Annotated in this window: 19 protein-coding genes and 1 rRNA gene; 16 read left to right on the forward strand and 4 right to left on the reverse strand. The window is 69.8% G+C overall.

The genetic code is table 11. The annotated features are described in order from the left end of the window. Positions 1-4: 4 nt before the first annotated feature. Both pheS and pheT read left to right on the forward strand, forming a co-directional pair. Entirely contained in the window at positions 5-1,054 is a 1,050-nt protein-coding gene (gene pheS, locus Q9R08_RS19365) for a phenylalanine--tRNA ligase subunit alpha (protein ID WP_308869819.1), read from the forward strand. Continuing rightward, on the forward strand, positions 1,054-3,609 hold the full coding sequence (pheT, locus tag Q9R08_RS19370; RefSeq protein WP_308869820.1) for a phenylalanine--tRNA ligase subunit beta: 2,556 nt from the start codon (positions 1,054-1,056) through the stop codon (positions 3,607-3,609). Before pheS ends, pheT begins: the two co-directional genes overlap by 1 nt. Before the next feature lie 70 nt (positions 3,610-3,679). On the opposite strand, the gene pdxR is transcribed toward pheT, so the two are convergent. Next, positions 3,680-5,107 carry a MocR-like pyridoxine biosynthesis transcription factor PdxR gene (gene pdxR, locus Q9R08_RS19375; RefSeq protein WP_308869821.1) on the reverse strand — a complete coding sequence of 476 codons (1,428 nt, stop codon included), beginning with the start codon at positions 5,105-5,107 and terminating at the stop codon, positions 3,680-3,682. An 82-nt stretch (positions 5,108-5,189) separates the two neighbouring features. Here pdxR and Q9R08_RS19380 point away from each other — a divergent pair, with 82 nt between their 5' ends. The 9 genes from Q9R08_RS19380 (at position 5,190) to argH (ending at position 15,101) form a co-directional block, all read left to right on the forward strand. After that, positions 5,190-5,762: a dihydrofolate reductase family protein gene (locus Q9R08_RS19380; protein ID WP_308869822.1), complete on the forward strand. Its 573-nt coding sequence runs from the start codon at positions 5,190-5,192 to the stop codon at positions 5,760-5,762. Between the two features lie 132 nt (positions 5,763-5,894). After that, entirely contained in the window at positions 5,895-6,875 is a 981-nt protein-coding gene (locus tag Q9R08_RS19385) for an NAD-dependent epimerase/dehydratase family protein (protein WP_308869823.1), read from the forward strand. 314 nt (positions 6,876-7,189) lie between these two features. Further along, positions 7,190-8,269: an N-acetyl-gamma-glutamyl-phosphate reductase gene (gene argC, locus Q9R08_RS19390; RefSeq protein WP_308869824.1), complete on the forward strand. Its 1,080-nt coding sequence runs from the start codon at positions 7,190-7,192 to the stop codon at positions 8,267-8,269. Next, the gene (gene argJ, locus Q9R08_RS19395) at positions 8,266-9,423 is read left to right on the forward strand and encodes a bifunctional glutamate N-acetyltransferase/amino-acid acetyltransferase ArgJ (RefSeq protein ID WP_308869825.1); all 1,158 of its coding nucleotides are present in this window, start codon (positions 8,266-8,268) and stop codon (positions 9,421-9,423) included. The genes argC and argJ overlap by 4 nt, the downstream gene beginning before the upstream one ends. Then, positions 9,420-10,319 (forward strand): acetylglutamate kinase, encoded by a 900-nt coding sequence (gene argB / locus Q9R08_RS19400; protein WP_308869826.1) that lies wholly within the window; start codon positions 9,420-9,422, stop codon positions 10,317-10,319. The genes argJ and argB overlap by 4 nt, the downstream gene beginning before the upstream one ends. Next, a complete protein-coding gene (locus Q9R08_RS19405) occupies positions 10,316-11,530 on the forward strand; it encodes an acetylornithine transaminase (RefSeq protein WP_308869827.1) in 1,215 nt (404 codons plus the stop codon). The genes argB and Q9R08_RS19405 overlap by 4 nt, the downstream gene beginning before the upstream one ends. Next, positions 11,527-12,450, forward strand: a complete 924-nt coding sequence (argF, locus tag Q9R08_RS19410) for an ornithine carbamoyltransferase (protein WP_308869828.1) — start codon at positions 11,527-11,529, stop codon at positions 12,448-12,450. Before Q9R08_RS19405 ends, argF begins: the two co-directional genes overlap by 4 nt. Before the next feature lie 60 nt (positions 12,451-12,510). Then, positions 12,511-13,674: a heparan-alpha-glucosaminide N-acetyltransferase domain-containing protein gene (locus tag Q9R08_RS19415; RefSeq protein WP_308869829.1), complete on the forward strand. Its 1,164-nt coding sequence runs from the start codon at positions 12,511-12,513 to the stop codon at positions 13,672-13,674. Then, positions 13,671-15,101 carry an argininosuccinate lyase gene (gene argH, locus Q9R08_RS19420; protein ID WP_308869830.1) on the forward strand — a complete coding sequence of 477 codons (1,431 nt, stop codon included), beginning with the start codon at positions 13,671-13,673 and terminating at the stop codon, positions 15,099-15,101. The genes Q9R08_RS19415 and argH overlap by 4 nt, the downstream gene beginning before the upstream one ends. A gap of 21 nt (positions 15,102-15,122) precedes the next feature. Here the strand turns inward: argH and Q9R08_RS19425 are convergent, their stop codons facing one another. The 3 genes from Q9R08_RS19425 to Q9R08_RS19435 form a co-directional block, all read right to left on the reverse strand. Then, on the reverse strand, positions 15,123-15,725 hold the full coding sequence (locus Q9R08_RS19425) for a hypothetical protein (protein WP_308869831.1): 603 nt from the start codon (positions 15,723-15,725) through the stop codon (positions 15,123-15,125). Positions 15,726-15,804: 79 nt separating this feature from the next. Further along, a complete protein-coding gene (locus Q9R08_RS19430) occupies positions 15,805-16,422 on the reverse strand; it encodes a DNA-binding protein (protein WP_308869832.1) in 618 nt (205 codons plus the stop codon). 103 nt (positions 16,423-16,525) lie between these two features. After that, positions 16,526-16,918, reverse strand: a complete 393-nt coding sequence (locus tag Q9R08_RS19435) for a MerR family transcriptional regulator (RefSeq protein ID WP_308869842.1) — start codon at positions 16,916-16,918, stop codon at positions 16,526-16,528. Between the two features lie 44 nt (positions 16,919-16,962). Here Q9R08_RS19435 and Q9R08_RS19440 point away from each other — a divergent pair, with 44 nt between their 5' ends. From Q9R08_RS19440 to Q9R08_RS19460, 5 genes are all read left to right on the forward strand, one after another. After that, positions 16,963-17,340, forward strand: coding sequence for an aldo/keto reductase (locus Q9R08_RS19440; RefSeq protein WP_308869833.1), 378 nt, complete (start codon positions 16,963-16,965; stop codon positions 17,338-17,340). 108 nt (positions 17,341-17,448) lie between these two features. Beyond that, positions 17,449-18,735, forward strand: coding sequence for a tyrosine--tRNA ligase (gene tyrS / locus Q9R08_RS19445; protein WP_418001381.1), 1,287 nt, complete (start codon positions 17,449-17,451; stop codon positions 18,733-18,735). 42 nt (positions 18,736-18,777) lie between these two features. Next, positions 18,778-19,593 (forward strand): DUF4184 family protein, encoded by an 816-nt coding sequence (locus Q9R08_RS19450; RefSeq protein ID WP_308869835.1) that lies wholly within the window; start codon positions 18,778-18,780, stop codon positions 19,591-19,593. Between the two features lie 86 nt (positions 19,594-19,679). Then, complete coding sequence (locus tag Q9R08_RS19455; RefSeq protein ID WP_308869836.1) at positions 19,680-20,321, forward strand: UdgX family uracil-DNA binding protein; 642 nt, start codon at positions 19,680-19,682, stop codon at positions 20,319-20,321. A 494-nt stretch (positions 20,322-20,815) separates the two neighbouring features. Continuing rightward, positions 20,816-22,337: ribosomal RNA gene (locus Q9R08_RS19460) — 16S ribosomal RNA — on the forward strand. Positions 22,338-22,500 lie beyond the last annotated feature (163 nt).

A 22,500-nucleotide genomic window follows, 5' to 3' on the forward strand; every position in this document is an offset into this window, starting at 1 on the left:
TCTCGTGTCAGACGCTGCTGAGAACACCGAGATCACCCCTGAGGCGGTGAACGCCGCCGTCGACGCCGCCCTTGCAGCGATCGCCGGCGCGCCCGACACCGCGGCGTTGAAGGCTGCCCGCTCCGCCCACAGCGCCGAGGGCTCGCCGCTGGCGAAGCTCAACGCGCGACTGCGCGAGGTGCCGAACGACAAGAAGGCCGAGTTCGGCAAGCTGGTCGGCCAGGCGCGCGGCCGTGTGAACCAGGCGTTCGCGGCGCGCGAGGAGGAGCTCGCCGCGGCGGAGACGGCCGCGAAGCTCGAGGCGGAGCGCGTCGACATCACCGCGCTTGCCGCCCGCGCGCGCGTCGGCGCGCGGCATCCGATCTCCCTCCTCCAGGAGCAGATCGCCGACATCTTCGTGGGCATGGGCTGGGAGATCGCGGAGGGTCCCGAGCTCGAGCACGAGTGGTTCAACTTCGACGCGCTGAACTTCGACGTCGACCACCCGGCGCGTCAGATGCAGGACACGTTCTTCGTCGATCCCGTCGAGCGGCACCTCGTGATGCGCACCCACACGAGCCCCGTCCAGGTGCGATCCATGCTCGAGCGCGACCTGCCGCTGTACGTGCTGTGCCCGGGGCGCGTCTACCGCACCGATGAGTTCGACGCGACGCATCTGCCCGTCTTCACCCAGTTCGAAGGCATCGTCGTCGACAAGGGGATCACGATGGCCCACCTTCGCGGCACGCTCGACCACGCAGCCAAGGTGCTGTTCGGCGCGGAGGCCAAGACCCGCTTCCGGGCGAACTTCTTCCCCTTCACCGAGCCGTCGGCCGAGCTCGACCTCTGGCACCCGACCTTCAAGGGCGGAGCGCGGTGGATCGAGTGGGGCGGCTGCGGCATGATCAATCCCAACGTCCTGCGAGCGGCCGGGATCGACCCCGAGGAGTACTCGGGCTTCGCGTTCGGCATGGGCGTCGAACGCACGCTCATGTTCCGCAGCGATGTCCAGGACATGCGCGACATGGCCGAGGGCGATGTCCGCTTCAGCGAGCAGTTCGGAATGGTGGTCTGATGCGCGTCCCGCTCTCATGGTTGCGTGAGTACGTCGACGTTCCGGCGGATGCCTCGCCCGAGGACGTCCTCGCGGCACTCGTGCGCGTCGGCTTCGAGGAGGAGGACGTCCACCGCTTCGAGCTGCAGGGCCCCATCGTCGTCGGCGAGGTGCTCGAGTTCGTCGAGGAGCCGCAGTCCAACGGCAAGACGATCCGCTGGTGCCAGGTGCGCGTCGCGCCCGACGGCGAGACCGCCGCGGACGGCGGCGACGCGGTGCACGGCATCGTCTGCGGTGCCCGCAACTTCTTCGCGGGCGACAAGGTCGTGGTGACCCTCCCGGGCGCCGTCCTTCCCGGACCGTTCCCCATCGCCGCCCGCAAGACGTACGGGCACGTGTCGGACGGCATGATCGCCTCCGCACGCGAGCTCGGCCTCGGCGAGGAGCACAACGGAATCCTCCGTCTCGTCGAGCTGGGCATCGACGCGCCCGTCGGCACCGACGCGATCGCGCTGCTGGGCCTCGACGACGTCGCCGTCGAGATCAATGTGACTCCCGACCGCGGGTACGCGCTCTCGATCCGCGGCGTGGCCCGCGAGTACTCGCACTCGACGGGTGCCGAATTCCGGGACCCTGCCGAGCGCGCGTGGGACGAGATCGCACCCGGCCAGGGGTTCCCGGTCACCGCCGACGACGCCGCACCCATCCGCGGCCGTTCGGGCGTCACCGAGTTCGTCGCGCGTGTCGTGCGCGGCGTCGACCCCACCAAGCCCACGCCGGCGTGGATGATCGCGCGCCTATCGCTCGCCGGCATCCGCTCGCTCGGCATCCTGATCGACATCACGAACTACGTGATGCTCGAGCTCGGCCAGCCGATCCACGGCTATGACCTCGACAAGCTGCAGGGCGGGATCACGGTGCGCCGGGCGACGGCCGGCGAGAAGCTCGAGACGCTCGACGGCAAGGTCCGCACCCTCGACCCCGAAGACCTCCTCATCACGGACGACTCCGGCCCGATCGGCCTCGCGGGGGTCATGGGCGGCGGCGCCACCGAGATGAGCGACGCGACGCGCAACGTGCTGATCGAGGCCGCGACGTTCGACACCGTCTCGATCGCCCGCACGGCGCGACGGCACAAGCTCCCCAGCGAAGCTTCACGTCGCTTCGAGCGCGGCGTCGACCCGCTCGTGCCGTTCGTGGCCGCGCGCCGGGTCGCCGACCTGATGGAGGAGTACGCCGGGGGCACGAGCGACGACGCCTATGGCGCGGCGCTCTTCGCCGAGGTGTTCATGCCCGGCATCGAGCTTCCGCCGCTGTTCGTGCAGCACCTCATCGGTGTCGACTACACGCCCGGACAGATCGAGGCGGCGCTCCGCCTCATCGGCTGCGAGGTCGTGCCGGCCGAGGACGACGCCGCCGGCTGGCAGGTCATTCCACCGTCGTGGCGGCCCGACCTCACCGACAAGTGGACGCTCGCCGAGGAGGTCGCCCGGATCGAGGGCTACGACCGCATCCCGTCGGTGCTGCCGCTGCCGCCGTCGGGCCGCGGACTCACCCCGGCCCAGCAGGGCCGCAGCCGCGTCGCCAACGCGCTCGCGGCCGCTGGCTACGTCGAGACGCCGTCGTTCGGATTCACCACCGAGGAGCAGAACGATCTGCACGGCTCGCCGTCGGGCGAGCACCTGCCGAGCGTCAAGCTCGCGAATCCGCTCGATGGCCAGTCGCCGTTCCTGCGACGGTCGCTCGTGCCGGGCCTGCTGCAGGTCGCGCACCGCAACGTGGCGCGCGGACTGACCGACCTGTCGCTGTTCGAGACGGGTGTCGTCTTCCTTCCCGAGCCCGGTGTGCAGTACGGCACGTCCCACGTGCCTCCGCTCGCCGTGCGCCCGGACGCCGCGACGCTGACCGAACTCGACGCCTCCATCCCGCCGCAGCACCGGCACGTCGCCGTGCTGCTGACCGGCAACCTGGTGGCCAAGCAGCCCGGCGTCGCGCCTGTGGCGGCGGAGCTCGCCGATGCTCTGGATGCCGTCCGCACCATCGCGGCGGCCGCGGGCGTCACGATCGATGTGACGCAGGGGGAGCGCGCCGCACTGCACCCCGGCCGCACGGGCGTGCTGTCGGTCGCGTCGACGAGCGCCGGGGACCGCGTCGAGGTGGGTTACGTCGGCGAACTGCTGCCGGCGGTGGCCGAGGCATCCGATCTTCCCGGTCGCGTGATCGTCGCCGAGCTCGACCTCGATCTCGTTCTGTCGCTGGCCGGCGAGAAGGTCGTCGCCGCGTCGCTGTCGGGCTTCCCGGCCGCGACCCAGGACGTGTCGCTCGTGCTGCGTGCCGACGTGCCGGCCGCCCAGGTGCAGGCCGTGCTCGCGGAGGGCGCGGGCGAACTGCTGGAGTCGCTGCGGCTCGTCGACGACTACCGCGGGCAGGGTGTGTCTGAGGGCGCCAAGAGCCTGACGTTCGCGCTGCGCTTCCGCGCTCCCGACCGCACGCTCACGGCCGCCGAGGCCACTGAGGCGAAGCTGGCCGGCGTCGCCGCGGCGACCGAGCGCTTCGGCGCGACCCTGCGCGAGTAGCGCGAGCATCAGTCCGCACCGGATGCCGCCTCCCTGTGGGGGCGGCATCCGTCATCCCGGCCGAAGCCGTTCATTCGGTGGCGGGCACTGCCGGGCGGCGCGATGCCGCGTCGATCGCTTCGGCCAGGTGTGCGGTGGCCTCCCACACAGCTCCCTCATCGAGGTTTCCGAAGCCCAGCGCGAGTGCCGGCGGCAGATCCCTGCGGGCTCGTGCGAACGACGCGAGGCCCGTGACCCGCAGCGAGCGGTCGGTCGCTGCGGTCACGACGCTGAGCTCGTCGACGCCCGGCGGCAGGCGGAGGATGCCGTGGAACCCGGCGGCGAGCCCGGTCAAGGAAGCCGTCGGAAGGAGCCGCTCGAGAGCGCTCAGGACAACCGCGCGACGGGCGGAGTAGGCGCTTCGCATCGCGCGGACGTGCTTGTCGTGGCGACCGGAGTCGACGAGCGCGGCGAAGGCGAGTTCATGGAGCGCGGGTCCGCCGCGGTCCGCGACACGTCGTCGCGCCGCGAGTCCATCGACGAGCGACGCCGGTGCCGCCATCCAGGCGACGCGGGTTGCGGGTGCGTGCGTCTTGCTCGCCGATCCGATGAGCACCACGCGATCGGGGGCGAGCCCCTGCAAGGCGCCGAGCGGAGTGCGGTCGTAGCGGAACTCGGAATCGTAGTCGTCCTCGACGATCCAGGCTCCGGAGCCCGCTGCCCACTCCACCAACTCGAGCCGGCGAGCTGCCGAGAGCACGACGCCGGTCGGCGACTGGTGCGCGGGTGTGACGAGCACCGCCTGAGCACCGGAATCCGCCAGCAGATCGGCCCGCATACCGCTCGCGTCCACGGGGATCGGTGCGAGCCTCAGGCCCACGGCTCGAGCCACCGCATCGACGCTCCGGTCTCCGGGATCCTCCACGGCGAGGACGCGCACGCCGCGCGCCGCGAGGGCGGGCAGCACCAGGGAGAGCGCCTGCGCGAACCCCTGGCACAGCAGCACCTGATCGGCGGTCGTCGCTGCGGCGCGCACGCGCCGCAGATGGTCGGCGACCGCCTCCCGCGCTCGAGGGTGACCTCGGCCGTCCGAGTAGTCGAGATCGCTCGATCCGATCCGCCGCGTCGCTTCGCCGTACGCCCACACCCAGTCGGCCGCAGGAAACCTGCGCAGGTCGGGAACCCCTGGGCGCAGATCCCAGCGCGGTGGTGCGCCCGGAGCGCGGGGAGGCGGCGTGCGGTTCGCGGGCACAGCGCCGGACGAGATGCGGGTGCGCGCACCTGCGCGCGACGTCAGGTACCCCTCAGCGCCGAGCTGCTCGTAGACCCGCACGATGGTGCCGCGCGCGACGCCGAAGTGGTCCGCGAGCTCGCGAGTCGACGGCAGTGCGTCTCCCTCCCGGAGGACACCGGCGCGGACGGCGTCACGCAGCGCCGCCTGCAGTCGTGCTCCCCACCGTGGGCCGGCTGCCACGGCGAGCGCGAGCGAAAGATCTGAAGTGGTCCAGTTCTGCGACATCTCAGCGGACCATACCACTGGACCACTTGCGGACGTAGCCTCTTCACGCCGGAAGCTCCGGCGCGGGGACGGAGGATCCGACATGGGCTCGACGGTGCTGTACGTCACGGTTTCGGTCGACGGGTACGCGGCCGCGCCCGGGGACGACCTGTCCCGGTTGCATCGCTGGCTCGACGACGCCGGACCTCAGGGCGGGGACGATGTCGCGAGGGAACTGGTCGAACGATTCCGCAGGGCGGGCGCCATCATCTTCGGCAGACGCACGTGGGACGCCGGCCAGGAGCCATGGGGCGACGACGACGTCTTCTCGAGCCCGGTGTTCGTGGTGACTCACGAGGCCCGCCCACCCCAAGCCAGGAACGGCACGCTGTTCACCTACGTCTCGGGAGAGCCGTCGAGCATCCTGGCGCAGGCCGAGGCCGTCGCAGACGACGCCGAGGTGGTGATCATGGGAAGCCCGCACACGGCGCAGCAGTTCCTCCGCGCGGGCCTCGTCGACGCGCTCCTCCTGCACGTCGTTCCGGTGCTGGTGGGTGGCGGGATCCCCTTGTTCGCCGACCTGCCGGCATCCCAAGAGCTCGAGCTTCTGTCTTCGCGCAGGGCGCGCGACGTGGTCGCTGCGGAATATGCCGTGCTCGCCGCCGACGGGCGCTGACGGCGCAGCCTGCCGACCGCCCATGTCGCGATCGGTGCACGACACGCGCTCTGGATGACAGCGCGGGATGTGGAGACCCGGTGAGAGCAAGGGCTCTGGCGACCTCGTGAGCGCGTCTGGTTGGGTGGTGGGATGACCGACGTACTGGTGCTGGGCGGGACGGGCTGGCTGAGCGGGCGCATCGCCGAGCGGTGGACGGATGCCGGCGCCGCAGTCACCTGCCTCGCTCGAGGCGGGCGCGAGGCACCGTACGGCGCCACCCTCGTCGTCGGCGACCGGGACGCGGACGACGCGTACGCTCCGGTGGGGAGCAGGGACTGGGACGAGATCGTCGACGTCTCGTCGAACCCGGCGCACGTCGCATCCGCCCTCGATGCGCTGGCGGACCGGACGCGGCACTGGACGTACATCTCCACGCTGTCGGTCTACGCCACGAACGACGAGCCCGGCGCCGACGAATCGGCGGACCTGTTGGTGCTCGGCGACCCCGGTGCCGAGGAGGACTACGGTCGCGCGAAAGTGCGGGCCGAGGCATCTGTCCGCGAGTCGCTCGGTTTCCGCGCGGCGATCGTGCGTCCGGGCCTCATCGTGGGTCCGGGAGACCCGACCGACCGATTCGGATACTGGGTGGGGCGGTTCGCGCTCGCCGCCGACGCGGAGGTGCTCACGCCGCAGGCGACGGATCGCGGCGCGCAGGTGATCGACGTCGACGACCTCGCCGACTTCGTGCAGGCGATCGGGCGCGAGAGATGGACGGGCGTCGTGAACGCGGTCGGGGATCCCGTCGACCTCGACCGGCTGCTCGCGGACGCCCGTGAGGTGGCCGGGCACACCGGATCCGTCGTGCCGGCGGACGATGCGTGGCTGGAGTCTCATGGGGTGGCGTACTGGATGGGACCGCGCTCGCTGCCGCTGTGGCTGCCCGCCGATATGCCCGGCTTCTGGACCCGCTCGAACACCGCGTACCGGCTGCTGGGAGGCCGGCTGCGCCCGGTCCGCGACACGCTCGCGCGCACGCTGGCCGACGAGCGCGAGCGCGGTCTGGACCGCGAGCGCCGCGCCGGTCTCACGCGGGACGAGGAGCGGGAACTGCTGCGCGACCTCCTCGCGTGATCTCGCCCGACGAGATACGCGGTCTCGCCGAACGCCCAGAGCGTCGCACGCGAGACAGGGGATCTCGGCGAGGGCACATGACGCCGGTGGTCGCGTTCGATTTGCGGATGCCGCGACCCGGCGGCTATCGTCGGCGCATGCCTTCGGCGACCCAGGGACTTCCGACGCTCCTTCCGAGCGCCGCTCCCGCGCGCCGACGCCGTCTGGGCGAGCGCCGACTCTAGGCGACCCCCGCACCGCCGTCCTCGTCATGGACGTCTGCGAGCGGGCGTCGCCGTCTCCGGCCCGCAGCCCCAGACTCTAAGGTGGAATCCATGACATATTCGGTCGCCGTTTCCGGCGCATCCGGCTATGCGGGCGGCGAGATCCTGCGGATCCTCGCCGCGCATCCCGACGTCGAGATCCGCACCGTGACCGCGCACTCCAACGCGGGACAGCCGCTCATCCAGCATCAGCCGCACCTGCGGTCGCTCGCTCACCTTAGCCTCGAGCAGACCACTCCGGACGTGCTCGCCGGGCACGACATCGTCTTCCTGGCGCTGCCGCACGGACAGTCGGGGCAGTACACCGACGCGCTCGGCGACACGCCCCTCGTGATCGATGCGGGCGCCGACCACCGTCTCGAGTCGGTCGCCGACTGGGATCGCTTCTACGGCGGCGACTTCCACGACCCCTGGGTGTACGGCGTACCCGAGCTCCCGGTCGCCGGGTCCAAGCAGCGGGACAGGCTCGTCGGTGCGACCCGGATCGCCGCGCCGGGCTGCAACGCCTCGACCGTGAGCCTGAGCCTCGCTCCGGGCGTCGCGGCCGGAGTCATCGACCCTTCAGACATCGTGACGGTGCTGGCGGTCGGACCGTCGGGCGCCGGCAAGAGCCTCAAGACGAACCTCCTGGCCAGCGAGGTCCTCGGCACAGCCAATCCGTATGCCGTCGGCGGCACGCACCGGCACATCCCCGAGATCCGCCAGGCCCTCGCCGCCGCGCGCCGGTCGACGGGTTCGGAGACCGGATCGGCGACGCCCGATGAGGGCATCCGGATCTCTTTCACCCCCGTTCTGGTGCCCATGTCGCGCGGGATCCTCGCCACCTCGACGGCGCCCATCGCGCCCGGGGCGACCGACGACGAGATCCGCGCCGCGTGGGAGGCCGCGTACGGCGACGAGACGTTCGTGCAGCTGCTGCCGGTGGGGGAGTTCCCGCGCACGGCCGACGTGCTGGGCGCGAACACGGCGCTGATGGGCCTGGCGATCGACCGGGCTGCGAACCGGGTGGTCGTCGTGACGGCCGTCGACAACCTCGTCAAGGGCACGGCCGGAGCCGCCGTGCAGTCCATGAACATCGCGCTGGGTCTCGCCGAGGGCACCGCGCTCACCGTGAACGGAGTCGCCCCGTGAGCGTGACCGCGCCCCAGGGATTCGAAGCGGCGGGCGTCGCCGTCGGGCTCAAGTCGACCGGCAAGCCCGACGTGGCCGTGGTCGTCAACCGCGGCCCGCTCAAGGTCGGCGCGGCGGTCTTCACGAGCAACCGCGCGAAGGCGAACCCGATCCTGTGGTCGCAGGAGGCCGTCCGTGACGGCGTGGTCGAGGCCGTCGTGCTCAACTCCGGCGGCGCGAACTGCTTCACCGGCCCGTTCGGCTTCCAGACCACCCACCAGACCGCCGAGAAGGCCGCGGAGCTGTTGGGGGTGAGCGCCGGGGACATCCTGGTCTGCTCGACGGGCTTGATCGGCACGGGCGACGAGGTCTTCCGCAGCAAGGTGCTCACCGGGACCGAGCAGGGCATCGCCGAGCTCTCCGACGACGGCGGCGAGGCGGCATCCCTCGCGATCATGACGACCGACTCGCGGCCCAAGCGCTCCGCGGTGACGCGGGACGGCTGGTCGATCGGGGGCATGGCGAAGGGTGCCGGGATGCTGGCGCCCGGCCTCGCGACCATGCTCGTGGTGATCACGACCGACGCCGTCCTCGACGCCGCCCAGGCCGACGCGGCGCTCCGTCGGGCGACCGGGCGCACGTTCGACCGGCTGGACTCCGACGGCTGCATGTCGACCAATGACCAGGTCACCCTCATGGTGAGCGGGGCGTCGGGCGTCACGCCCGACCCGGACGCGTTCGCCGCGGCGCTCGCCGACGTCTGCCAGGACCTCGCGCAGCAGCTGCAGGGCGACGCCGAGGGCGCGAGCCACGACATCACCATCCAGGTCATCAACGCCGCTTCCGAGCAGGACGCCGTCGAGGTGGGACGCTCGGTCGCCCGCAACAACCTGTTCAAGGCCGCCATCTTCGGCAACGACCCGAACTGGGGCCGCGTGCTCGCCGCCATCGGCACCACGCAGGCCGAGTTCGACCCGTACGACGTCGACGTGTGGATGAACGGCGTTCGCGTGTGCTCGCACGGCGGCCCCGACGCGCCGCGAGAGGACGTCGATCTGACGCCTCGCGCGACCGATCTCGTCATCGACCTGAAGGTCGGAGCGGCGGAGGCGACGATCCTCACCAACGACCTCACTCACGATTACGTTCACGAGAACAGCGCCTACTCCTCATGACAGACCTGCAAGAGACCGATCCCGGCGAAGCCAGTGCGCGCGCCGTGACCCTCATCGAGTCGCTGCCCTGGCTCCGGCGCTTCCGCGACCAGATCGTCGTGGTGAAGTACGGCGGCAACGCGATGGTGAGCGAGGAGCTGCAGGATGCCTTCGCCGCCGACATCGCCTACCTCCGCTACGTCGGGGTGAAGCCGGTCGTGGTGCACGGCGGCGGTCCGCAGATCTCGTCGATGCTCGATCGCCTGGCGATCCCGAGCGAGTTCAAGGGCGGCTACCGCGTCACCTCGACCGAGGCCATCTCGGTGGTGCGGATGGTGCTCACCGGGCAGATCAATCCGCAGCTCGTGTCGAAGATCAACGCGCACGGCCCGGTCGCCACGGGGCTCAGCGGGGAGGACGCCGGCCTGTTCGGCGGCCGCCGGCGCGGCGTGGTCATCGAGGGCGTCGAGCACGATCTCGGCCGGGTGGGCGATGTCGTCCAGGTCGATCCGCAGCCGGTCCTCGACCAGCTCGCCGCGGGCCGAATCCCGGTGGTGTCGAGCATCGCACCCGACCTCGACCACCCCGGGCACTCGCTGAACGTCAACGCGGATGCCGCGGCATCCGCTCTGGCCGTCGCGCTGGGGGCCGCGAAGCTCGTGGTGCTCACCGACGTGGCCGGGCTCTACGCCGACTGGCCCAACCGCGACTCGCTCGTGTCGCACCTGACCTCGACCGAGCTGCAGGCGCTGCTGCCGACGCTCGAGTCGGGAATGATCCCGAAGATGGCGGCGTGCCTGGAGGCCGTCGAGGGCGGCGTGGAGACCGCGGCCATCATCGACGGGCGGGTGCCGCACTCGGTGCTCGTGGAGATCTTCACCAGCAAGGGAATCGGAACAGAGGTGGTGCTCGGATGACGTGGCAGGACGATGCGGGGCGCGACCTCGTGAAGAGCTTCGGCGCTCGCATGCAGATGTTCGTCCGCGGTGAGGGCTCGTACCTCTGGGACGCGGACGGCAAGCGGTACCTCGACTTCCTCGCCGGAATCGCGGTCGACTCGCTCGGCCACGCGCACCCGGTGTTCGTGGATGCGATCGCGACCCAGGCGGCGACGCTCGCGCACGTCTCGAACTACTTCGCGACGCCGCCGCAGCTGGCGCTCGCCGCGACGCTCAAGCGCCTCGCCGGCACCGGCGACGACGGGCGGGTGTACTTCGGCAACTCCGGCGCTGAGGCGAACGAGGCCGCGTTCAAGCTCGCCCGCCTTCACGGCGGCACCGAGCGCGCGCGCATCCTCGCGCTGAACGACGCGTTCCACGGCCGGACGATGGGCACGCTCGCCCTCACCGGCAAGCCGTACATGCAGGAGCCCTTCCTGCCCATGACTCCGGGCGTCGAGTTCATCGACTCGACGGTGGAGGCGCTCGAGGCGGCGATCGACGACCGCGTCGCCGCGCTGTTCGTCGAGCCCGTCAAGGGCGAGGCGGGCGTGCTGCCGCTGCCGGAGGGTTACCTCGCCGCTGCCCGCGAGATCACCGAGCGGCACGGCGCGCTGCTCATCATCGACGAGATCCAGACCGGCGCCGGCCGCACGGGGGAGTGGTTCGCCTTCCAGCACGAGGGCATCACCCCTGACGCGATCACGGTCGCCAAGGGCATCGGCGGCGGCTTCCCGATCGGCGCGCTCATCACCTTCGGCCGCGCCAGCGAGCTGTTCTATCCCGGCACCCATGGCTCGACCTTCGGCGGCAACGCGCTCGGCACCGCCGTCGCGGGGGCCGTGCTGGGCGAGATCGAGCGTGCCGACCTGGTCCGCAACGCCGCCGAGCGGGGCGCGCAGCTGCGGGCGGCGATCGAGGGCATCGACTCCGAGCTGATCGACGGATGCCGCGGCACAGGGCTCCTGATCGGCGTGGGGCTGCGGCATCCCGTCGCAAAGGCGCTCGTGGCGGCGGCGCAGGAGCACGGTCTCGTCATCAACGCGCCGAACGACGAGACCATCCGGCTCGTTCCCGCGCTCACGATCGGCGACGTCGAGATCGACGAGTTCATCGAGCTGTTCACGGCATCGCTGCGCACCGTGGAGGACGCCCTGGTTCTCGAGTCCCCGACGGAGGTTCCCGCATGACCCGCCATCTGCTGCGCGACGACGACCTGACTCAGGCCGAGCAGGATGAGATCCTCGATCTCGCCGTCGCGCTGAAGAAGGACCGCTGGAAGCTCAAGTCCCTCGAAGGCCCGCAGACGGTCGCCGTCATCTTCGACAAGTCCTCCACCCGCACGCGCGTGTCGTTCGCCGTCGGCATCGCCGACCTCGGCGGGTCGCCCCTCATCATCTCGACCGCCAACAGCCAGCTCGGCGGCAAGGAGACACCGGCCGACACCGCTCGCGTGCTCGAGCGCCAGGTCGCCGCGATCGTGTGGCGCACCTACGCCCAGGCCGGCCTCGAGCAGATGGCCGAAGGCACGCGCGTGCCGGTCATCAACGCCCTCAGCGACGACTTCCACCCCTGCCAGCTGCTCGCCGACCTCCTCACGATCAAGGAGCACAAGGGCGAGCTGAAGGGTCTCACGCTGGCGTTCTTCGGCGACGGCAAGTCGAACATGGCGCACTCCTACGTGCTCGCGGGCGTCACGGCGGGGATGCACGTGCGCGTCGCATCGCCCGAGACGTACGCCCCGCGCGACGACGTGATCGCGGACGCCGACCGACGTGCGGCCGAGACCGGCGGATCCGTCACCCTCTACACCGACGCGAACGAGGCGGCGGCCGGTGCCGACGTGATCGTCACCGACACGTGGGTGTCGATGGGCAAAGAGGAGGAGAAGCTCGAGCGGCTGCGCGACCTGGGCGGGTACAAGGTGACCCAGGAGCTCATGGCGCTCGCGCAGGACGACGCGATCTTCATCCATTGCCTGCCGGCGGACCGGGGGTACGAGGTCGATGCCGAAGTGATCGACGGTCCGCAGAGCGTGGTCTGGGATGAGGCCGAGAACCGGCTCCACGCCCAGAAAGCCCTGCTGGTCTGGCTCCTCCGTCAGGGCTGAGCGGGACGGGCGCGGAAGGGTTCCCGGTCGTTGAGCGAGCGAAGCCGGACGGAACGCACCGTGCCGCGTGACGACGGCTGGCTCGCGTCGCGCTGGAATCGGCTGAGCGGGCCCCGCCGCATCGGCGGGGTCGATCTGGCGCGCGGGCTGGCCGTGCTCGGCATGTTCGCGGCGCACCTGCTATGGATCACGGGGTCCTTCGACTGGAGCCGGCCAGACACCTGGATCACGGTCGTCGAGGGCCGGTCGTCGATCCTGTTCGCAACACTCGCCGGCGTCTCCATCGGTCTCATGACGGGCGGACGGTCCCCGCTGCCCGCGGCACGCATGACCACGGCGCGCGGGCGGCTCGCCGTGCGGGCTGGACTGCTGTGGGTGCTGGGGATCCTGCTCATCGCCACGGGTGTGCCGGTGTACGTGATCCTCCCCGCGTACGCCCTGATGTTCCTGCTCGCGCTCCCGCTGACGTCGCTGCCGGCCCGCGTACTGCTGCCGCTCGCCGCGGCCCTCGCCGTCGTCATGCCCTTCGTGCAGGTCTTCCTCGACGCGCTGCCCCTGTGGACGTCGGCCGCGGGATACCCGGTGTCGATGGCCCTCGGCTGGCACTATCCGTTCACGACGTGGATCGCGTTCGTCGTCGCCGGACTCGGTGCCGCGCGAGCGGGCGTGACGCGCCTCAAGGTGCAGGTGTGGCTGGTGACCGTCGGCGCACTCCTCGCGGCGGTCGCCTACGGGGCGGATGCCGTCTCCGGCGCACGTCCCGAGGCGGAGGCGGCCTCCTTCCTCGGGGCGCTCTGGACGGCGCGACCGCACTCCACCGGTCTGCTCGAGGTCGTCGGATCCGGCGGCTTCGCACTCGCCGTGCTCGGGGCGTGCCTGCTGCTGTGCCGCACCGTGGTGAGGTGGATCGTGCTGCCGCTGCGCGCCGTCGGTGCGATGCCGCTCAGCGCGTACACGCTGCAGCTGGTCGTGTGGGCGGCGATCGCGGCAGTGACGCTCGACCGCGTCGGCGACCTCGGCGGATTCCGCGATCTGCAGCCCTTCTGGCCCCTCACGATCGCGACCGTCATCCTCTGCACCGTGTGGGCGCTGCTCATCGGACGCGGTCCACTGGAGACCGTCCTGGATGCGGCGTCGCGTTTCGCCGTCCCCGGGGACCGCCGTCCCGGCGGCCAGGCTGACGAGCGAGGGCGCACGAGCCCTGCGGATAGGCTTGTCGAGTGAGTGAATCGAAGGCTGACGGCACCAACGAAGGCGCACTGTGGGGAGCCCGCTTCGCCACGGGGCCGTCCCCGGAGCTCGCAGAGCTCAGCCGATCGACGCATTTCGACTGGGACCTCGCGCTGTACGACATCGCAGGCTCGCACGCGCACGCGAAGGCGCTGGCCGCGGCGGGGTATCTCACCGCTGACGAGGAACTCGCGATGCACGACGGCCTCGACGTGCTCGCGCGAGGCCTGACCGAGGGCACACTGCGGCCCGCGGCATCCGATGAAGACGTGCACGGCGCCCTGGAACAGGCGCTGATCGGTGTCGTCGGCGCCGAGCTGGGCGGCAAGCTCCGCGCCGGCCGCAGCCGGAACGATCAGATCGCGACGCTCGTGCGGATGTACCTGCTCGACCACTCGCGCACCGTCGCGCGCGAGATCCTGCGCCTGGTCGACGCCCTCGTCGCGCAGGCGGAAGCGCACCCCGATGCCGTCATGCCCGGTCGCACGCATCTGCAGCACGCGCAGCCGGTGCTGCTGGCCCATCACCTGCAGGCGCACGCATGGCCGCTGCTGCGCGACCTCGAGCGCCTCCGCGACTGGTCCGCGCGTGCCGCGGTGTCGCCGTACGGCGGCGGCGCGCTCGCCGGCTCGACGCTCGGGCTGGACCCGCAGCTCGTCGCCCGCGAGCTCGGTCTCGACCGGCCCGCCGAGAACTCGCTCGACGGCACGTCGTCGCGCGACGTGGTCGCCGAGTTCGCGTTCGTCGCGGCGATGATCGGCATCGACGTCTCGCGCTTCGCGGAGGAGATCATCCTCTGGAACACGCGGGAGTTCGGCTTCGTGACGCTCGACGACGGCTATTCGACGGGTTCGAGCATCATGCCGCAGAAGAAGAACCCTGACATCGCGGAGCTCGCGCGCGGCAAGGCGGGCCGTCTCATCGGCAACCTCACCGGGCTGCTGGCGACCCTCAAGGCGCTCCCACTGGCGTACAACCGCGACCTGCAGGAAGACAAGGAGCCCGTCTTCGACTCGGTACGCACGCTCGAGACCGTCCTGCCGGCATTCGCCGGCATGGTGGCGACGATGCGCTTCCACACCGACCGTATGGCGGCGCTCGCCCCCCAGGGCTTCTCGCTCGCGACCGATGTCGCCGAGTGGCTCGTCAAGCGCGGCGTGCCCTTCCGCGACGCGCACGAGATCTCGGGCCACCTGGTGCGGGTATGCGAGGAGAACGGGATCGAATTGCACGAGCTCACCGACGAGCAGCTCGCATCGGTGTCGGCGCACCTGTCGCCCGACGTGCGCGAGGTGCTGAGCGTCGAGGGCTCCGTCGCGAGCCGCACCGGCGTCGGCGGCACGGCTCCGGTCAGAGTGGCCGAGCAGCGGGCCGAGCTGATCCAGCGGGTGCAGGCCACCGCCCACGCCCTCGGGCTCTAGCCCTCGGGTTCTCGGCGGCGATCACCAGATCGCGAGCCGCACGAGCGCGCCGACGACGCACGCCCACACCAGGCTCGCCAGGGTTCCGATGATGAACCGCTCCCGCGCCTCGGCGCTGGCGAGCTCGGAGAAGCGGCCGATGCCCTTGAGGGCCACGATCACGGCGATCGCCTCGGGGAACCCCGCGATGATCCCGAGCGTCACCGCGACACGTTCGAGATAGCCGATGGTGGTGCCCCCGCGCATCACCTCGCGGACGGCGCCACCGCCTTCGCCGGCGACGGCGCCCGGCAGGGAGGGTGCGCGCAGGAGGATGCCGCCGTTGTCGCCCTCTTCCACGCGGCCGTGGCTCGCGACGTCGAGTATGCGCCGGGTGATGGGGTTGCCGCCGAGGACCGCCAGGGCGGTTCCGAGGAGCGCGATGCCCAAGCCCAGGAGGAGCGGCACATTGACGGGCGACACGGTCACCGCGAGCAGGCACAGCACGACGAGGACGCCCGCGACGATGAGCGGGACGTCCGTCGGCTTGCGCAGACTGACGACCACCAGCACGAGCGCTGCGCACAGAGCGACGAACAGGAAGATCGTGAGCGCGGCCGTCAGCACGACGTCGGGGAGGACCATGGCGTCAGTCTGGCACGAGCCCCGGACGCCGCCCGGGTTCGGCATCCCGTGCGCGCGAAGCCGGCCGTCGCCGTCGCGCTCACCCGCGTTCGGGCGCCGAGGCGGTGCGCGTCCCGTCGTCCAGGTGCGCGAGCACGCGCTCCAGTGCGGGCACGGCGGCTTCTTCGACGCGCAGCGCCGCTGCCTTGGCGCGCAGGCTGATGGCGCCTTCCGACACGCCCAGACGCGCGGCGGCGTCGCGCTGTGTGAGCCCGTCGGCGAGCAGGTCGTAGACCTCCCAGCCTTCCGGGCTGCGGCGGTCGCGCAGCTCGACGAGAAGGCGGATGAGCGCTTCGGCGTCCTCTCCGCCCGCGGCTGCGGTGACGGCCACCCGGGTCGGCGTCTTCTTGGCGCGATCGACAGCATCCCTCGCGTTGATGAAGGCCTCCCCGCGTGCGGCGCGGACGCTCTGCGGAAGAGGCGACTCGACCGCACCGACACCCAGGCCGACGCTCCATTCGCCCGTCCTCGTCAGTTCGAGCACGATCGACAGCGCCGCCGAGGCGTCGGCGACCGCCACCTGCAGCTCGTCACCGGCTGTGCGCTCCGGCGGCAGCGCGAGCCCGCCGGCGCCGCGGCGCGTGACGACGGCGAGGGCGGACGGGACGGCGTCGGCGTTGACGCGGCTGGCACGCTGATCGGCTGTGAGGACGTACATCGCTTTCCCTTTAGTCCAGGAGATCAAGTGACGGCCAGTTTAGCAGTGAAGCTTTATCAATGAAAGTCTGTAGGCTAAAGTAGCAGACCATTGAGTCACGTGACTATAGCGACGACGTCGCGGTGTCGGCCGCCGGACTGACCCGACCGCGGTAGCAGTCGAGCTTCTCCGTGAGCTTGTCACGCTGCGTGCGGAGGTCGGCGATCGCCTCGTCGACGGCAGCGGCATGCTCCTCGAGCAGTGCGATCCGCTCGGGAACGGTGGACTCGTCGCGGCACAGCGCACCATAGCGCCGCAGTCGTTCGACCGGCATGCCGGTCTCGCGGAGGCATTTGAGGAAGCCCAGAGTTCCGAGATCGGCCTCCGAGTACTGGCGGTGTCCGCCGGCGCTGCGGGAGACCTGCGGGAGGATGCCTTCGCGCTCGTAGTACCGAAGCGTGTTGAGCGAGAACCCGGAGAGGGCAGCAGGCCCGTGCGCATGCGCGCGCGATCGGATCGCTCCCCATCGACGCCCTGCAGCTCAACGCCACGTATCTGCGCGTGCGCCCGGGCACCCGGCCTCCGGGGGTCGAGCACCGCTTCGGCGTGCTGAGCGACGAGCAGCGCGACTACGCCGACGCCCACGGGCTCGAGGTGTGGGCGCACACGCCGCTGCTGGCGGGCGCCTACGACAATCCTGCCAAGCAGATCCCGGAGCCGTACGACCACGTCGGCAATGAGCGGCGCCTCGCCGCGCTCGACGGGGTCTCGGCGGAGAGCGGCGCGACGCGTGGTCAGACCGTGCTGGCCTGGCACGTGGCGCACGGCGTGCGACCGATGCTCGGCGGCAGCAACCTCGACCAGCTCGACGCAGCGATGGAGGCCGTGCGCCTTCCACTCACGACCGAGCAACTCGCGCGGCTGGACGCGGCGGTCTGATCCGGATGCCTCGGCTCGGCCTGCTTCGTCGAGTCGAAGCATCCGATCCGGCCGCGCACGAGCTTCCGCATCCGCGCTGATAGCCTGGCTCGCGTGTCTGAAACCCTCGTGAGCGCGACCGCGCCTGCGATCGACCCGGCGTTCGAGAACGTGTGGGACGAGATCGTATGGCGCGGACTCGTGCATGTGTCCACCGATCAGGAAGCGCTGCGCGCCCTTCTCGCCGGGGACCCGATCACGTATTACTGCGGCTTCGACCCGACCGCGCCGAGTCTGCACCTCGGCAACCTCGTGCAGCTCCTGACGATGCGCCGCTTGCAGCTCGCCGGCCACAAGCCACTCGGCCTCGTCGGCGGATCGACCGGCCTCATCGGCGACCCGCGTCCCTCGGCCGAGCGCACGCTCAACACCAAGGAGACGGTGAACGAGTGGGTCGGATACCTGCAGTCGCAGGTCGAGCGATTCCTGAGCTTCGAGGGGGACAACGCCGCGCGCATCGTCAACAACCTCGACTGGACGGCGCCGTTGAGCGCCATCGACTTCCTGCGCGACATCGGCAAGTACTACCGCGTCGGCACGATGCTCAAGAAGGATGCGGTCGCGGCGCGGCTGAACTCCGAGGCGGGCATCAGCTACACCGAGTTCAGCTACCAGATCCTGCAGGGCATGGACTACCTGGAGCTCTTCCGTCAGTTCGGCTGCGTCCTGCAGACGGGTGGCAGCGACCAGTGGGGCAACCTGACCAGCGGCACCGATCTCATCCACCGCGTGGAGGGTGTCTCGGTGCACGCCATCGGAACGCCGCTGATCACCAACAGCGACGGCACGAAGTTCGGCAAGAGCGAGGGCAATGCCATCTGGCTCGATGCCGCGATGTGCAGCCCGTACCGCATGTACCAGTTCTGGCTCAACACCGATGACGCCGACGTGGTGCAGCGCCTGAAGATCTTCACGTTCCTCACGCGGGCCGAGATCGAGGAGTACGAGCGGCTCGTCGCCGAGGAGCCGTTCCGTCGCGCCGCTCAGAAGCGCCTCGCGCTGGAGGTCACCAGCCTCGTGCACGGGACGGATGCCGCGGCCGCCGTGATCGCGGCATCCGAGGCTCTCTTCGGCCAGGGCGACCTCGCCACGCTCGATGCGACGACGCTGCGCCATGCGCTCGAGGAGCTGCCGAACGCGGCCGTGCCCGCGGGGACGACTGTGGTGCAGGCGCTCGTCGACACCGGGCTGGTCTCGAGCCTGTCGGAAGGCCGCCGGGCGATCGCGCAGGGCGGGGTCTCGCTCGACGGCGCGAAGGTCGAGGACGACGTGGCGACGGTGTCGGGCACGCTTCCCGGCGGAGTCTCCGTGCTCCGGCGCGGCAAGAAGACGCTCGCGGGCGTCTTCGTCGGCTGACGCGGCGCGGTGGGCAGCGCGACGCCGGCGGCAGGGTGACGGATGCCGTTCACCCCGAGCCACGCCGTCGTCGCGCTGCCCTTCCTCCGCACGCCGCTGGTGCCCGCCGCGATCGCGATCGGGGCGATGACGCCGGATCTGCCGCTGTTCATCCGGGGACTCCCGCTGCACTACGGCCGCACGCATGCGTTCGAGTGGCTGCCGGCGACGGTCCTGCTCGCGCTCGTCCTGCTGCTCGGATGGCGCTGCGTGCTGCGGCCGGCCGCGCGTGAGCTTTCGCCGCGATGGCTCGCCGCGCGGCTGCCGGGGGAGTGGGATGCCGGAGGCGGCGCCGCGTGGCGAGAGACGTTCGCGATCGCCCGGCCCGGCGGACGGCGTGCGCAGTGGACCGGGATGCTGCTGCTCGTGATCTCGCTGCTCATCGGCGTCGTGAGTCACATCGTGTGGGACCTGTTCACGCACGAGGGACGGTGGGGCTCGGTGGCGATCCCCGCGCTGGCGGCGGACTGGGGGCAGCTGCCCGGCTACAAGTGGCTCCAGCACGGGTCGAGCGTGGCCGGTCTCGCGATCATCGGCGTGTGGATGGTGGTGTGGCTGCGCAGACGGCCGGTCGCGGCATCCGTTCCGCGCGTCCTGCCCGACGCGCTGCGCTGGGCGTGGTGGGTGTCGCTCCCCGTCGCGCTCGCGGTGGCCTGGGTGTGGGGGCTGGCGGTGCAGGGTCCGCTCGACGCGGAGTTCACGGTCGCGCACCTCGCCTACCGGGTGCTTCCACCGGCGTGCGCGGTGTGGGGTGCGGCGACAGTGGTCGTCTGCATCGTGATCCAGGCGCTGCGCGCGCGACGCTCCGCGCGCGCCTGACCCGGCGCGACGGGCGGAAGATACCCCCGACAGCGTGGCTCGGCCAGGGGCTGCGTGGTGATGCGGCGGCGTCGTACCGTTCCGGCATGGACGTCGAACGGCCCGGTGCGCAGGCGTGGGTGCCGGAGGAGCCCGACCTCGATCTGATGCGCGCGGCCGTGCAGGGATGCCGCGGCTGCGAGCTGTGGCGCGAAGCGACGCAGGCCGTGTTCGGCGAGGGTGCCCCCGCCGCGCGGCTCATCCTGGTGGGGGAGCAGCCGGGAGACCGGGAGGATCTCGAGGGCGAGCCCTTCGTCGGCCCTGCGGGTCGCGTACTCGCGCAGGCGCTCGTGGCCGCGGGAATAGACCGCGCGGACGTGTACGTCACCAACGCGGTCAAGCACTTCCGCTTCGAGGAGCGAGGGAAGCGTCGGATACACCGCCGTCCCGATGCGGGACACATCACGGCGTGCCGGCCGTGGCTCGAGGCCGAGGTCGCCGCAGTGGATCCGGACGTCGTGGTCTGCCTCGGCGCAACGGCCGCCCGTGCGGTGCTCGGCCGCTTCGTCAAGATCGGTGCCGAGCGCGGCACGCCCATCGAGAGCGGCGGACGCACGACGGTCGTCAGCATCCACCCCTCGGCGGTGCTGCGGCTGCGCGATTCGGGCGAGCGGAGCGAGGCGATCGCGGGACTCGCCGCCGATCTCCGCCTCGCCGCGCAGGTGGCTCGAGCGGCGGAATCCGCGTGATTCCGCGGGTAGGGGGGTGCGACACGCCCGGGGTGCGGGCTGGATTCGACGGGTGGGCGGGTCGCACGTAAAGTATTACTTGTTCGCCCCAAAGGGTAGAGCGGAAGGCCGGAAGGCCTGGCTCCCCTCAAGCAGTGAACAACCTCCACTCCTGAAGATCCGCTTCGCGGATCGTCCGCTTGCGGTCAGGGTTGGAGCCTCGCTCGAGGAGCTCCGGTCGATTTGACGGGATCGCTTCAGCGAGATAAGATAGTGAAGTTGCCCAGCCGGGGCAGCGGGTCGAGAGATTCGCGCTGGCTGGTGCGTCCGATCTTTGAGAACTCAACAGCGTGCACTTGTCAAATGCCAATTTTTGTATCCTCGCTGACCATTTGTTTGGTTGGTGGGGGTCCTTTTTGGATCAATTCATGGATGTCAGTTTGATATTCGTTTTTGGTCATGGTTGAACTCGCTGCTTTCGATCTGTTTTCCCGGGTTGTTGGTGGCATCATTTTTTTATGGAGAGTTTGATCCTGGCTCAGGATGAACGCTGGCGGCGTGCTTAACACATGCAAGTCGAACGGTGAAGCCCAGCTTGCTGGGTGGATCAGTGGCGAACGGGTGAGTAACACGTGAGCAACCTGCCCCTGACTCTGGGATAAGCGCTGGAAACGGCGTCTAATACTGGATATGAGCTCCCTCCGCATGGTGGGGGTTGGAAAGATTTTTCGGTTGGGGATGGGCTCGCGGCCTATCAGCTTGTTGGTGAGGTAATGGCTCACCAAGGCGTCGACGGGTAGCCGGCCTGAGAGGGTGACCGGCCACACTGGGACTGAGACACGGCCCAGACTCCTACGGGAGGCAGCAGTGGGGAATATTGCACAATGGGCGCAAGCCTGATGCAGCAACGCCGCGTGAGGGACGACGGCCTTCGGGTTGTAAACCTCTTTTAGCAAGGAAGAAGCGAAAGTGACGGTACTTGCAGAAAAAGCGCCGGCTAACTACGTGCCAGCAGCCGCGGTAATACGTAGGGCGCAAGCGTTATCCGGAATTATTGGGCGTAAAGAGCTCGTAGGCGGTTTGTCGCGTCTGCTGTGAAATCCCGAGGCTCAACCTCGGGCCTGCAGTGGGTACGGGCAGACTAGAGTGCGGTAGGGGAGATTGGAATTCCTGGTGTAGCGGTGGAATGCGCAGATATCAGGAGGAACACCGATGGCGAAGGCAGATCTCTGGGCCGTAACTGACGCTGAGGAGCGAAAGGGTGGGGAGCAAACAGGCTTAGATACCCTGGTAGTCCACCCCGTAAACGTTGGGAACTAGTTGTGGGGTCCTTTCCACGGATTCCGTGACGCAGCTAACGCATTAAGTTCCCCGCCTGGGGAGTACGGCCGCAAGGCTAAAACTCAAAGGAATTGACGGGGACCCGCACAAGCGGCGGAGCATGCGGATTAATTCGATGCAACGCGAAGAACCTTACCAAGGCTTGACATACACGAGAACACCCTAGAAATAGGGGACTCTTTGGACACTCGTGAACAGGTGGTGCATGGTTGTCGTCAGCTCGTGTCGTGAGATGTTGGGTTAAGTCCCGCAACGAGCGCAACCCTCGTTCTATGTTGCCAGCACGTAATGGTGGGAACTCATGGGATACTGCCGGGGTCAACTCGGAGGAAGGTGGGGATGACGTCAAATCATCATGCCCCTTATGTCTTGGGCTTCACGCATGCTACAATGGCCGGTACAAAGGGCTGCAATACCGTGAGGTGGAGCGAATCCCAAAAAGCCGGTCCCAGTTCGGATTGAGGTCTGCAACTCGACCTCATGAAGTCGGAGTCGCTAGTAATCGCAGATCAGCAACGCTGCGGTGAATACGTTCCCGGGTCTTGTACACACCGCCCGTCAAGTCATGAAAGTCGGTAACACCTGAAGCCGGTGGCCCAACCCTTGTGGAGGGAGCCGTCGAAGGTGGGATCGGTAATTAGGACTAAGTCGTAACAAGGTAGCCGTACCGGAAGGTGCGGCTGGATCACCTCCTTTCTAAGGAGCACTTGGACCTCTTCGGGGGTTCCAGGACCCAGTACCATGCCGTTCGTGTGTGGCTGGGGCTCAAGGGTGGAACATTTGACAGGGCATCAGCGCAGCTGGTTCCTACTAGTACGCCGCGTCTCTTCGGGGGTGTGGTTGGAGGGTGGGGGTTGGT

The sequence above is a fragment of the Microbacterium psychrotolerans genome (genome assembly GCF_031085295.1).
Lineage (GTDB): Bacteria > Actinomycetota > Actinomycetes > Actinomycetales > Microbacteriaceae > Microbacterium > Microbacterium psychrotolerans.